Origin of the sequence: Corynebacterium sp. HMSC078A10 (assembly GCF_001811565.1) — a bacterium.
In the GTDB taxonomy this organism is placed as follows: Bacteria; Actinomycetota; Actinomycetes; order Mycobacteriales; family Mycobacteriaceae; genus Corynebacterium; species Corynebacterium hesseae.
The window spans coordinates 112,599-125,241 of sequence record NZ_KV805193.1; the positions used below are offsets into that span (position 1 = coordinate 112,599).

General features: G+C 55.5%; 10 protein-coding genes and 1 CRISPR repeat array. Of the genes, 9 read left to right on the forward strand and 1 reads right to left on the reverse strand.

Annotated features, from left to right (window positions below; translation table 11 throughout):
- The first annotated feature begins 39 nt into the window (after positions 1 to 39).
- Positions 40 to 1,674, forward strand: a complete 1,635-nt coding sequence (locus tag HMPREF2808_RS03310; protein WP_070623724.1) for a multicopper oxidase family protein — start codon at positions 40 to 42, stop codon at positions 1,672 to 1,674.
- Here the strand turns inward: HMPREF2808_RS03310 and HMPREF2808_RS13675 are convergent.
- The gene (locus HMPREF2808_RS13675) at positions 1,671 to 2,864 is read right to left on the reverse strand and encodes a GIY-YIG nuclease family protein (protein WP_246818503.1); all 1,194 of its coding nucleotides are present in this window, start codon (positions 2,862 to 2,864) and stop codon (positions 1,671 to 1,673) included. The genes HMPREF2808_RS03310 and HMPREF2808_RS13675 overlap by 4 nt on opposite strands.
- A 75-nt stretch (positions 2,865 to 2,939) precedes the next feature.
- Between HMPREF2808_RS13675 and HMPREF2808_RS03325 the strand changes: the two genes are divergently transcribed.
- The 8 genes from HMPREF2808_RS03325 (at position 2,940) to cas2e (ending at position 12,158) form a co-directional block, all read left to right on the forward strand.
- Complete coding sequence (locus HMPREF2808_RS03325; protein ID WP_070623726.1) at positions 2,940 to 5,750, forward strand: CRISPR-associated helicase/endonuclease Cas3; 2,811 nt, start codon at positions 2,940 to 2,942, stop codon at positions 5,748 to 5,750.
- A gap of 100 nt (positions 5,751 to 5,850) precedes the next feature.
- On the forward strand, positions 5,851 to 7,596 hold the full coding sequence (gene casA / locus HMPREF2808_RS03330; RefSeq protein WP_070562526.1) for a type I-E CRISPR-associated protein Cse1/CasA: 1,746 nt from the start codon (positions 5,851 to 5,853) through the stop codon (positions 7,594 to 7,596).
- The gene (gene casB, locus HMPREF2808_RS03335; protein WP_070562523.1) at positions 7,589 to 8,257 is read left to right on the forward strand and encodes a type I-E CRISPR-associated protein Cse2/CasB; all 669 of its coding nucleotides are present in this window, start codon (positions 7,589 to 7,591) and stop codon (positions 8,255 to 8,257) included. Before casA ends, casB begins: the two co-directional genes overlap by 8 nt.
- Positions 8,258 to 8,290: 33 nt before the next feature.
- A complete protein-coding gene (gene cas7e, locus HMPREF2808_RS03340; RefSeq protein ID WP_070623729.1) occupies positions 8,291 to 9,445 on the forward strand; it encodes a type I-E CRISPR-associated protein Cas7/Cse4/CasC in 1,155 nt (384 codons plus the stop codon).
- Between the two features lie 16 nt (positions 9,446 to 9,461).
- Positions 9,462 to 10,178 carry a type I-E CRISPR-associated protein Cas5/CasD gene (gene cas5e, locus HMPREF2808_RS03345; protein WP_070623732.1) on the forward strand — a complete coding sequence of 239 codons (717 nt, stop codon included), beginning with the start codon at positions 9,462 to 9,464 and terminating at the stop codon, positions 10,176 to 10,178.
- A complete protein-coding gene (gene cas6e, locus HMPREF2808_RS03350) occupies positions 10,175 to 10,867 on the forward strand; it encodes a type I-E CRISPR-associated protein Cas6/Cse3/CasE (protein WP_070562514.1) in 693 nt (230 codons plus the stop codon). Before cas5e ends, cas6e begins: the two co-directional genes overlap by 4 nt.
- Positions 10,867 to 11,805: a type I-E CRISPR-associated endonuclease Cas1e gene (cas1e, locus tag HMPREF2808_RS03355; RefSeq protein ID WP_070623735.1), complete on the forward strand. Its 939-nt coding sequence runs from the start codon at positions 10,867 to 10,869 to the stop codon at positions 11,803 to 11,805. Before cas6e ends, cas1e begins: the two co-directional genes overlap by 1 nt.
- Complete coding sequence (gene cas2e / locus HMPREF2808_RS12935) at positions 11,802 to 12,158, forward strand: type I-E CRISPR-associated endoribonuclease Cas2e (protein WP_070683833.1); 357 nt, start codon at positions 11,802 to 11,804, stop codon at positions 12,156 to 12,158. The genes cas1e and cas2e overlap by 4 nt, the downstream gene beginning before the upstream one ends.
- Positions 12,159 to 12,249: 91 nt before the next feature.
- A CRISPR array of direct repeats spans positions 12,250 to 12,642; the repeat unit is 27 nt; unit sequence GTGCTCCCCGCGTGAGCGGGGATGAGC.
- The last annotated feature ends 1 nt before the right edge of the window (position 12,643 follow it).

Below are 12,643 nucleotides of genomic sequence, written 5' to 3' on the forward strand. Positions count from 1 at the left end.
CCGGGCCCTAAGGTTTGCCTGATCTCTATCCTGGAAAACATGTCTATCTCCGCTCGTCCCACAGTGTCCCGCCGTGTCTTCGTCCAAGGCTCCGTGCTCACCATCGCCGGTGCCGCCGTAATGGGGTTGAGCTCATGCTCTGCATCGTCCTCGAAGAATCAGCCGGAGCCACAGGGCTACGACGGTGAGCCGCGCGCCCTGCCCATCCCGTCTGTGGACGAGGGCGAAGTTATTGACGGAACGCGAGTATTCAAGCTCACCGCACAGGACGGATACTCGGAGGTCCTCCCCGGCAACGACCGCACCAGGACATGGGGTTTCAACGGTCCCTTCTTAGGCCCCACCCTGCGCGCCCGGCGCGGGGAGAAGGTCCGCGCGGAAATTACGAACAACCTCATTGAGATGACCACGGTGCACTGGCATGGCATGAAGCTGCCTGCCTACTCGGATGGCGGCCCGCACTCGCCGATTGAGGTGGGCAAGACCTGGAAACCCGAATGGGAGATCGCCCAGCCGGCCGCCACGCTGTGGTATCACCCGCACCCGCACATGGCCACGGCTACGCATGCCTACCGTGGGCTGGCGGGGATGTTCCTGATTGATGACGACGTGGCCTCAGATCTTGATCTACCCCAGGACTACGGCGTGGATGATATCCCGGTGGTCATCATGGACGCGAAGTTCACCGACGATGGACAGATCGATGAGAAAAGCGATAACACCCTGGGTCTTCTGGGTACCACGCCTCTGGTCAACGGCATTACCAACGCGCGCTTCGACGCCATCACGCGCCGGGTTCGCCTGCGGCTGCTCAACGGTGCCTCGATGCGCTTCTACACACTGGAGCTGAGTAACGGCCCCTTCCACGTCATCGCCACGGACACCGGGCTTCTCGACGCCCCCGTGGAAGTCGACTCCCTCCTCTTCGGCCCGGGTGAGCGTGCCGAAATCATCGTGGATTTGGAGCCCGGCGAGGAAGTACAGCTGCGCTCGGTGCCGCGCAAGGATAACTTTGGGGTGCCCAAGGACAAGGATGCGGCTGACTTCGGCTTCCAGGATTCCTTTGACATTCTCACCATCTCCGGGCCTGCGGAGTCCGCGCCGGAGCCATCGACCCTGCCGGCAACGCTTGACCCGGCCGCGGCGAAGACCCCATCAACGGATGGGCTTGAAGAGCGTGAGTTCGTGCTCAACACTTTCATGATTAATGGTGAGCAGATGGACATGGCGCGGGTGGATACCGTCATTGATCATGACGCCCCGGAGATCTGGACCGTGACCAATGAGAACTCTGATTGGCCGCACAACTTCCACATCCACAACGCCCGCTTCAAGGTTCTTGACTGGGACGGCGACGAAAAGATGAATGTCTTCAACTCCGGCTGGAAAGACATTGTCAACCTTCCGCCGAAGGTCACCGCGCGCCTGCTGGTGGAGTTCGGACACTTCCCGGACAAGACCATCCCGTACATGTACCACTGCCACATGTTGCTGCATGAGGACGAGGGAATGATGGGCCAGTATGTCATGGTCAACAAGGGTGAAAAACCCGACGTGCGCGTGAAACCAGCCGCCTTAGTATTCGATCAAACCGCCACCACGCACTCCGCCCACGCCGGCCAGGTGGTGGACTCCTCCCGCAGCCCCTATGCGACGCCGGAGGCGAAGGGCTAACCCTTCACGATGCTCTCGTAGGCACGGCCCGCTAGCGCCGAGCTGTGCCAGCGGCGGAAGAGGTTGGATGGACGGTTGCGCATCAAGGTGACCGCGAATTTACGTGCGTCAGAGATGACTTCAGGATTTAGAGCGTTGAAGGTTTCCTCTAGTTGGCCGATGGGGTAGTAGAACGCTTCGGTCGAGGTCACTTCGTATTCATGACGCATGACCAAATGACAGGGCGAGTTGCTGATCCAGATGGCGTCAGGCTCTGCGTCCCAATCGACGTTTTCACTGGGAAGCAAATTGAAAAATCCAGTGCCTAGAGCAAAACTGTCGCGGAATTCTGGTTCTAGTTCTGGAATGTAATCGAGAATGCTGTTTCGTGGAAACACTAAAAATTCGAGTATCCCAGTGTTGAGAGTGGCGTAGCGGCCACCTGCGGTCGAGGGATAATCAGACAGAGTCCAGTAAGTTTTCTCTGTTTCTGGCGCGACAGGGATGATGTGCTCGAGGGCAAAGGCGATGTCCTTGATGACTGCTTGCGCAACTTCAGGAGGTGCGTTCTTTTCCAGTTTTGTTGGTCCCGATACTTCGGCAGCTCGGACAAAAGCAGCGCGGTCAGATGGTGAGGGCTCCCAGTCCCCAAGTACCCAATGCTTTTGCTCAGTGACGGTAACCACGGAATCGAAAGGACTGGGGCCTTCGGAGGCTAATACACCGCTGCGATTCCTGAGTAACACTCCCGCATCGAGCTGGTGCTGGATCATTTGTTTTTCAAGGATGTCCAGCTCCAAAGGTGGTGCGGGCGCAAATGATAGCGCTACGACATCGCCCCAGGATTCATGATGCTTGGATCCATGGGTGTGGTTTCTGAACCGTTTGACGACGTCAATGGTTTGGCCCACATACTTGGTGCCGTCGTCGAACTCGATGACGTAGATTCCGCACCGCTCATTGGCGGGGAAGATAGGACCGATGGGTGTGTTTGAGTCAAGCTCCAAGCGCTTGAAGTTGAGGGGAGAAACCATGGTGTCAACGTAGACGATGCGTTGGCTTAGCGTCTGGGGATTGGGCGTTCCAGATAAAGGAAAGCCCCGCTGACGCGGGGAAGTGATGGCGTTAAACATCAGCAAGGGCTCATCCCAGCAGTGCAGGGAAGTGAAGCAGCCCGTCATGAAGCCTACATCGCGAGTTTTAAAGAACAATTTTTCCTAAACTCAGAACTTGCTCATGTTAAAAAGCTATGATCATTGTGAATAGCTTCTTCATAAGGGGTGAACATGACAAAGACTGCTGGACCGGGGCCAATCTACAGTTCAATTCCGGCCCGGACTCGTGACTTCTGCCTTAGGGCTGATGGCTGGGCGCGCGAGCGTAGTCCGCAAGCTCAGAGTTTGTGGGCGAAGTCCGGTAATGACACGGATTTCTTGACGCTACCGCAGCACATGGTGGACTCGGCATGCGCTGCGTCTTTTGTGTTTCACTCTTGGTTGGCAACTTCCGTGAAGCAATTTCTTTCAAATGAGCTAGGGCTCGATGAGTTTGGGGTCGAGGCTCTGTATGTTTGGCTTGCTGGGGTACACGATGTAGGAAAAGCATCACGCTCGTTCCAGCGTCTACTTCTGGAGAGCGATAAAGCGTATCTCGTGCATGCCGTCTCAGATGCGGGTTTAGATATTGATCTGAGCGTTGATGAGGCTAACTTTGACAAGCTTCCGCATGGCGTTGTGTCAGGAGAGGTTCTATCTCAGTGGCTATGTACACGAGGTGTTCGCCTCCCAAAAGCTAACGCATTGGCGGCAGTGGCTAACGCTCACCACGGCATTGCGAATAAACCCTCGAGGCAGGTGCGTGAACTCATTGAGGATTACCCCGATCAATGGAAGCGCGTGCACAAAGAATTACTCGACGCGATGACGGATCTCTGTGGTGCTGACTCGGTGATTGAGAAGGTTTGTCGTGGAGACAAGCTGCATCAAGGCGTGGCGGAAATTCTCACTGGGCTCGTGGTGATGGCGGACTGGATGGCTTCAAATGAGAACGCGTTTACGCTGCACGTGAGTGGAACGCAGCTTGAGCGGGTCGAGGCAGCTGCCGCAACTATCGACGTAACGACGCCCTGGGAACCTGAAAGAGGGGACTGGCGGGATATTGACGCTCACTTTCGGCGCTCGTTTGACTGGCCGGAGGAGTACTGCGCTCGGCCGGTGCAGCGTGCAGTCGTCGAGGCAGCGCAACAGCTGGAAGGGCCAGCACTTGTTGTCATTGAGGCCGAAACTGGAGTTGGAAAGACTGAAGCAGCCCTTGCTGCTGCAGAAATCCTGGGGGCTAACAGTGCAGCGCAAGGAGTTTTCTTCGCGGCGCCGACCATGGCAACGGCTAATGGGTTGTTGGAGCGCACTATTGAATGGGCCTCGAACAATAGCGTTGACTCGGTGAGGAGCATGTACCTTGCGCACTCCAAGAACGATCTTTCGGAGCCGTACCGGCAGCTGAAATTCTCGCAAATTGGCAAGGACTCCGGCGAAGGCGGCGGAGTTATTGCGTCACAATGGATGTCTGGACGCCGTCTGGGGCTGTTGTCCAATTTTGTGGTCGGCACTGTGGACCAAGTCTTGATGATGGCGCTTCAGCAGCGCTTCCACATGCTGCGGCACGTGGGTCTGGCGGGGAAGGTCATCATCTTTGACGAGGTGCATTCTTTCGACGTCTACACCAGTGACTACCTCCAAAGAACCATTGAGTGGCTTGGTTATTACGGTGCCAGCGTCATTCTCATGTCAGCGACGCTTCCGCCAGATAAGCGACGTTCACTGGTACAGGCATACTCCAGCGCACCCTGGCCTGATGAAGAACCTACTGGGTATCCACTGCTTACGCTTGCAACTAGGGATTCCGTGGAGTTTCATTCGGTGCCGCCAACGCCAACGAACTTAGAAGCACGCATTGAGTACCTAGACGATGACGCGGAGAAGCTCGTAAGCTTCGCGGATTATTACCTCAATGAAGGCGGCTGCGCACTCATCATCTGCAACACGATTGCCCGCGCACAAGAGGCATATCGCGTTTTAGAAGGCGTTTACGGCGACGAAGTACAGCTACACCATGCAGGCTTCGTTGCGTGGGAGCGCGTAGCGAAGGAAGATGGCCTTCGCGAGGAACTCGGACCTGATTCTCACCGGGGAAGTGGGCGTCCGCAGCGCAAGATTGTGATCGCAACCCAAGTGGCGGAGCAAAGCCTCGATATTGATGCTGATGTTCTTGTCACGGATATCGCACCGATGGATCTCATTATCCAGCGCATCGGACGTTTGCATCGCCATGCGCGTCCAGCCACTGATCGACCGGAGAAGCTACAACAGCCACGGGTGATGATTCGAGGACTCCTTAAGCACGAACCCGTCCCTGAGTTTGATTCGGGAGCGGAGTTTATCTACGGCCAAACCCTGCTCCTATCGACGTATGCGATGCTTCCAGAACTCTTTCGACGCCCCGACGATATTGAAGGACTTGTCCGAGCAGCATATGACAAGAGCTTTATGCCGCCGGAGGAGTGGGAAGAGGCGTGGGAGAACGCAAAAAATGACAGCGATTCGACCGAAGATAGAGCTCATACTCGATCATCGACGCATCAGCTGCCGCGCCCGTGGCCCCGCGTCAAATACCACGATCTTTTCCAACAACTCATTAGCGATGACGCAGCATCGGGAGATGAACGCGGAGCTGCTCAAGTCCGAGATGCTGAACCTTCGGTGGAAGTCATTCCAATTAGGAGCACTGAATACGGCTATCAGCCGTGGGGCTTTGAGGAAGAAGTACTTGATGGCACCGAGCTGTCCTACAACGTTGCGTTCCATTTGGCTTCGAGCACGGTCCGTCTACCGACTCGTTTGACGAGGTGGGAATCTGATTTTGAGGCGGTCGTCAGCACTTTGGAAGAAGCTACGCCGGCACAATGGCGTTCGCATTTCCTTCTAAGGGGACAACTGGCATTGCTGCTCGACGATTCTGACACCGCACAGCTTGGGCGGTTTACCGTGACTTATTCCTCCGAGCTGGGTATCGAAATTCTTAGCGATGGAGGAGAGTGAATGTCCGTCGCCCTTTGTACTCTGAGGGCACCTCCTCTCAGAGGCTCCTCTACGAGAATCAACAACCCACAACAAGACAAAGAAAGGAGGCGAAAGAAGAATGACTGACACCTCAACGTTTAACCTTCTCGATGAGCCATGGATCAAGTGCATGGATGGTACCAACCAGCCTGTAACCCTGAGCATCCGCGATATCTTTTCTGGCCGCGGTGACGCTTACAAAGTCGTTGGTGACTCACCAACTCAGGACTACGCGGTGCTTCGTGTGCTGCTGGCCATTTTTTGGCGGGCGCATGCTCTAGATCTTGTGGAAAGTTACGCGGGCAATAATTGGGAAGACTTTGATTGGCCGGAATGGTTCGATGATCTGCGTGATCAGCTTGTAAACGAGAAGCGTGATGACGCGGTCCTTGACTACCTTGATGGCCTTGAAGATCGGTTCGATCTTCTTTCACCGATTGCTCCCTTCATGCAAGTCGCGGACTTGCATACGAAGTCAGGAGCCACAAAACCTGTAGCCTTCATTGTTCCGGAAGCTGCTGATGACTTCTTCACCATGCGTACAGCGGAAGGACGAGAATCTCTCGCTCTCGATGAGGCCGCTAGATGGCTGATCCATGCGCAGGCATTCGATTACTCGGGAATCAAGTCGGGTGCGGAAGGAGATCCCCGCGTTAAAGGCGGACGAGGCTACCCCATCGGAACTGGTTGGACCGGACGCACTGGCGGCACGATTGTCCTAGGCGAAGGTGGGATTCTTGAGACTCTGATTCTCAATACCCCGCCGTCAGCGGTCTTGGATTCCCAAGAGGGAGGAGCTGTGAGCGCGGATATTCCCGTCTGGGAACGTGAACCCGACACCGCAGCGCAGCGACCGGGATCAAGCGATGACATAGGCGCCGTCCCACACGGTGCGGTCGATCTTGCGACCTGGCAGGCACGGCGTATTCGCCTCTTCTTTGAAGGCGACCGCGCGGTTCAAGTATTGGTCTCGAACGGCGACCGTATTCCAGATGCAGGAAAGAACGTCATGGGCGATCCCATGACCCCTTACCGCTACAGTCCGAATCAATCGAAGAAGGGGACACCTGCATATTATGCTCGCCCCTATGACCCGACTCGGACAATGTGGCGAGCACTCGATGCACTGATCGCATTGGAGGATGACCCCGGATTCGATAGTGGCAAGAACAAAGCTCCGAAGCGACCGAGAAATCTCTCCAACCTGGCGGCTCTCGAAGCGGATGGGTACTTGAACAAGAGCCTTCTCGATCTCGCATTGGTGTCGATGGAGTACGGCCCGCAGGAGTCGTCCGTGGCCTCGACGTTTATCGCCACGATAGGTTTGCCACTCGTCGTACTGCGTGCCGATGAAACTGGACGCAAGGTGCGCAATGCCGTACGTACCTCCGCTGAGAAAACTGGCAAAGCTGCAATCAGCCTCGGCTGGTTTGCCGGTCAGTTGCTCGTCGCCGCTGGCGGTGACTATGAATTCGGAAGCAGTACTGCTGACCGTTTCTATGCTCGTCTTGAACCGCTCTTCCTGACATGGATGGCAGGGTTGAGCTCTGACAACGCTGAGGAATGGCAGATTGATTGGCAAAAGCAGGTCCGCGAACAGGTGCTTCGTGATGCCCGCGAACTTCTTCGTGGTGCTGGAACAAAGGCCATCGTGGGCAGAGAAGTCGACGCCGGAGACAGCGGCAAGGGACGAATAGTTTCAGCCGGCTCGCTCTACCGACAACTGCATCGAAGGCTCGATAAAGACCTACCGTTGACGGCTTCTCTCACCATCCCAGACACAGGTGCCTTTGGAAACTCACACGAGGATGACTCCGATGACTAACACTTCAACTAGCACTGATTACCCGAGCACGTCGTCAAGGCCAACCTTGCGCCAAGCAGTTGCTCGGACTGCGAACGACCTTCAGTTTGCTATCTTGCGCTCGCCAAACCATTCGCAAAGCGCACAGGCACGTGCAACGCTTGCGAGACTTCGCAAGTATGCTTCCGTGCCCCTCAACGACCAACCTCTAGCTCTAGAGGAAGTCCTGCTGAGCCTTCATTCGCCTCTTAGCGAGAAGGAACTCGGCAGAGGAAACGCTCCTTCAGCGTCGGAGTCTGCAGCATTTCATGCCCTCGTCATGTTTGGCATTCACATGCAAAGTGCGACGACTGACGCCCACGTTGAAGGTCAAAGCTTTGCCCATGCATGTGGCCGCTTCTTTGCACAGAGCGAATCGCAGTCCACAAAGCCCCGCTTCGATGCCATGCTCGTTTCACGCGATGAAGCATCTCGATTGATCCATATCCGCTCGCTCATCACGCTGCTTCGCGGCGCAAAGATTGGCTTTGACTATGGGCAATTTGCACAAGACCTCAGAATTCTCAGCGCTCGGACCTCCACCCAAGCTGATCAGAATCGCCGCCAAGGGGTTCTTTTGAGATGGGGGCGTGACTTTGCCGCTGGTGCTTTTGTCAAGAGCACGAAAGCTACTGAATCCTAAACAACAATCTTGAACTGAAAGGAAAAGTTCACCATGTCCCTTGTTATTGATATCCACGCACTACAAACCCTGCCGCCGTCTCTGATCAACCGAGACGATACGGGTGCTCCCAAGTCCGCAATTTTTGGTGGGGTCCCGCGCCAGCGCGTGTCCTCACAATCCTGGAAGCGCGCAATTCGAAACTACTTTGAAAAGAACGTCGACCCTGAGTTCGTGGGGGACCGCTCAAAGCGCTTGCCAGAGAAGATCGCGAAACTCGTTGAGAACCACGATGGCTGGGATTCTGAGCGCGCTATCAAGCAGGTTTCTGATCTTTTCAAGGCCGCAGGTATTTCGACCGAAGTCGATAGCAAGCGGATCAAGGAACTAGAAAAGTCCGACGCCGAGGACAAAGAGGAGCTCATTAAGGAAGCTAGCTATCCGCGGACTAAGTACCTCATCTTCTTGAGCCCGCAGCAGATTGATCGCGCAGTTCGAGCGATCGTCGATGCTGACGGAGAGAAGATCAAAAAGGCTGAGGCTAAAGAGATCCTCGATACGCAGCATTCTGTCGATATGGCGATGTTTGGTCGTATGATTGCTGATGACGCTGCCTTCAATGTTGATGCCGCAGTGCAGGTAGCTCATGCATTGGGTATCCATAGCAGCGCTCCAGAATTCGACTATTTCACTGCGGTCGATGATCTCGCAGAAGATGGTGAAGAGACGGGTGCTGGGATGATCGGCACGGTCCAAATGATGTCCTCCACCCTGTACCGGTTTGCCACCGTGAATGTAGCGGGCCTTAAGGAGAATCTCGACTCCGAAGAGAACGCAAAGCAGGCTGCGGTTCAGTTCGTCGACGCGTTCATTAAATCCATGCCCACCGGCAAGATCAATACTTTTGCCAACCACACGCTGCCTGAGCTGGTCTATGTCACAGTGCGCGATACCCGTCCGGTCAGCCTTGTGACGGCGTTTGAAGAGCCTGTCCAAGCCACCGACGACAAGAACCTGCGCTTAGCAGGTGCCGAAGCTCTGGCAAAGGAAGAAAAGGAGTTTGAGGAGAACTACGGTCTGAAGCCATTGGCTGCATTCGCGGTTGGTGTCAGCGAAGCGCGAGCACCGTTCGCTGACATCGCTGAGACCGTAACTTTGCCCGAACTAGCGGACCGTCTTGCCGCAGCGTTGAATTCCTCCCAATCCTAGTGAAGGGAGTCACCTCATGACATCGAGCTTATTACTGTTGCTCAAGGCCCCCTTGCAGTCTTGGGGCAATGATTCGCGCTATGCGACGCGAACAACCTCGCAGATACCATCGAAATCCGGAGTGCTCGGTATGCTTGCCGCTGCGGAAGGTCGCCGGCGGACCGACGACATTGAGGACCTCGCCCGTCTTACTTTCGCTGTGCGGGTTGACCAGTCCGGTAGTCTGCTGCGTGATTACCAGACCGCACAGAATTGGCAGCGGAATCCAAATGCATCCGCAAAATTGATTACGCGCTATTTCCTCTCTGATGCTGCCTTTGTTGCCGCCATCGAGGCAGAGGACCGCGGTTTGCTTGAAGGTTTGGCTGAGGCGCTGAACAAACCTGCATTCCCCATTTTCTTGGGACGACGTTCATGTCCGGCACCGCCAAATTTGGTGCAGGGAATCGACGGCAAACCCGCGGTTGAGTCGCTTCAAGCGCACTCTACGTGGCATGCCACAAAGGAGTACATGAAGACCTGTGGAGAGAAGGTAGCCCTGCCGATTTATCGCGATGCAAAGCCAGGTGAACTCGGGGAGTCGTTGCAAGACGTGCCCGTGTCGTTCGATCCGAGGCGCCGAAAGTACTCCTGGCGCACGGTTGTTCAACGTGAGCGCGCCATGGTTGATAATCCCTTGGACGCATCGCAGCTGCGGCCGGACCCATTTATGGAAGCGGTGATGAACGCGTGACCACGCTAACTAAGATCCTGATCAACCCTCAGTTGCGTCAAGGGCGGAAGCTCCTTACGAATCCACATGCCATGCATGCGGCAGTTAGTGCAGCTTTTCCGCCGGACATCGATACCGATGAAGCACGGTTGTTATGGCGGATTGATCGAAATAGTCACGAAAACGCTCTTTACATTGTTGGCCCCGAGAAACCGACGGCGTCTGGAATCGTAGAGCAGGCTGGCTATGACACACGGCCCGCCCAGTCCCTTGATTACACTCGCCTTCTGGGGTCCTTGCAGAAGGGGCAGCACTGGAGGTTTGAGCTGCTTGCAAACCCAACCTATTCTCAGTCCAACAACGGAAAACGTGGCAAAGTTAAAGCCCACGTTTCAGTGGAGCATCAGCTTGAGTGGCTCTATTCTCGGGCGGAAAAGGCTGGTTTTGCGTTGGCTCCGCGTGCCAATGACACGGTGCCTGCGGAAGAACGAGCACGTTGGTCGGTAGAAGATGAAACAGCCATCGTGGAGAGGCGGACCCTTGATTTCCGCAAAGGTGGGAACCGACGCCACATCCGCATTGTAACGGCCCGCTATCGTGGCACCCTGGAGGTCACAGATTCTGCGCTCCTCCGCTCCACTCTTACTCACGGTATAGGGCGTGCTCGTGGTTATGGTTGTGGTCTGATGACGTTGGCGGCAGTTTCTTAATGGCTACGCCACATGAGGTCCCTATCGCACGCCAGGCTTTGGCGCGCGTAGGGGACCGGATCAGTTTTCTTTACGCCGAACGCTGTGTAGTGAATCGTGATGGCAATTCGCTCACGATAATGGACCAACGGGGCATTGCTCATCTTCCAGCTACCCAAATCGCAGCTCTTCTATTGGGGCCGGGGACAAAGATTACCTATGCTGCGATGGCCCTGCTTGGCGACGCCGGCGTAAGCACCGTCTGGGTAGGAGAGCGCGGTGTGCGGTACTACGCACACGGCCGTCCGCCAGCAAAATCAAGCCGCATGGCAGAAATCCAAGCGGAGGTAGTCACTCACCAACGCAAGAGATTGAATTGTGCACGCCGCATGTATGCCATGCGCTTTCCAGGTGAGGATGTGTCGGGTTTGACCATGGCACAACTACGCGGCCGAGAAGGCGCGAGGATGAAGAAGGTCTATGAAGCGGAATCGAAACGAACCGGAGTCTATTGGAATCGGCGCTCCTATGATCCAAATGATTTTGAATCCTCTGACTCGATTAATCAGGCACTGACTGCTGCAAGTGCAGCACTTTACGGAGTAGCTCACGCTGTCATCACTGCTTTAGGATTCGTTCCCGCTTTAGGCGTTGTTCACACGGGAACTGACCGCGCCTTTGTTTATGACATAGCTGATTTGTACAAGGTAGAGATTTCAATTCCCGCTGCTTTTGATACTGTCGCGGCTGCCAAAGGAAAGCCAACCGTAGAAGTTCGCCGTCACATTCGTGACTACGTTGTTTCACATAGACTCATGCCGCGCATGGTCAAAGACCTTAAGTCGCTGTTCGATATCCCTGATGATGAGCTTGTTAGTGATGTCGAACTCATGCTGTGGAGTGAACTCGAAGTCATTGCTTCAGGAGTGAATTGGGCCGAAGAGGAGACACTTTCGTGATCGTTCTTGTCGTAACTGCATGCCCCGCTGGGCTTCGGGGTGACTTATCAAAATGGCTGATTGAACTAACGCCGGGTGTCTTTGTCGGCCGCCCTTCCGCACGAATTCGTGACTTGTTGTGGGAGCGAACCGTTGAACTGTGTAAGGACGGTAGAGCATTACTGGTCTATTCGGCAGCAAACGAACAGGGTTTAGAATTCCGGACTCACCGGCATCATTGGCAACCACAAGACTTTGATGGTGTCACGCTCATGGTTCGTCCTGCTCCTGGAAGCAAGAAAGTTCAAAACAGGACTGGTTGGTCACAAGCCCGACGGATTCGTTCGGCATACCAGAAACAGAAACGAAAATAGCTGAGGAACTCTAGACAGGTTCTGTGTCTCTTCCGAGAAGAAGCCGTATGTAAACTGAGGGTTCGGCTCCTTTATACGCTGCTCAGCAAGTGTGCTCCCCGCGTGAGCGGGGATGAGCCGGAAAATTGACCGTGGCTACTAATCGACCTCCTGTGCTCCCCGCGTGAGCGGGGATGAGCCGTCTGGTGCGAGTAGGTTAAGTTCGTTTAGCAGGTGCTCCCCGCGTGAGCGGGGATGAGCCCCAAAGCAGCAAATAACGAATGGCAAGACCCCTGTGCTCCCCGCGTGAGCGGGGATGAGCCGAAATCCTTCGCCACGTAGGGCCTAACTTCGACGTGCTCCCCGCGTGAGCGGGGATGAGCCCTCGCCGTGGCTAATCCCGGCCAGTGAGCTCACGTGCTCCCCGCGTGAGCGGGGATGAGCCCGCAACCTTGTCGGCTACGCGCTCACCAATGCGGTGCTCCCCGCGTGAGCGGGGATGAGCC

Bases quoted from the DNA above. Each gene is read 5' to 3' on its own strand.
- casA (WP_070562526.1), top strand. From the start codon at position 5,851: ATGACTGACACCTCAACGTTTAACCTTCTCGATGAGCCATGGATCAAG.
- HMPREF2808_RS03310 (WP_070623724.1), top strand. From the start codon at position 40: ATGTCTATCTCCGCTCGTCCCACAGTGTCCCGCCGTGTCTTCGTCCAA.
- cas7e (WP_070623729.1), top strand. From the start codon at position 8,291: ATGTCCCTTGTTATTGATATCCACGCACTACAAACCCTGCCGCCGTCT.
- HMPREF2808_RS03325 (WP_070623726.1), top strand. From the start codon at position 2,940: ATGACAAAGACTGCTGGACCGGGGCCAATCTACAGTTCAATTCCGGCC.
- cas5e (WP_070623732.1), top strand. From the start codon at position 9,462: ATGACATCGAGCTTATTACTGTTGCTCAAGGCCCCCTTGCAGTCTTGG.
- cas1e (WP_070623735.1), top strand. From the start codon at position 10,867: ATGGCTACGCCACATGAGGTCCCTATCGCACGCCAGGCTTTGGCGCGC.
- casB (WP_070562523.1), top strand. From the start codon at position 7,589: ATGACTAACACTTCAACTAGCACTGATTACCCGAGCACGTCGTCAAGG.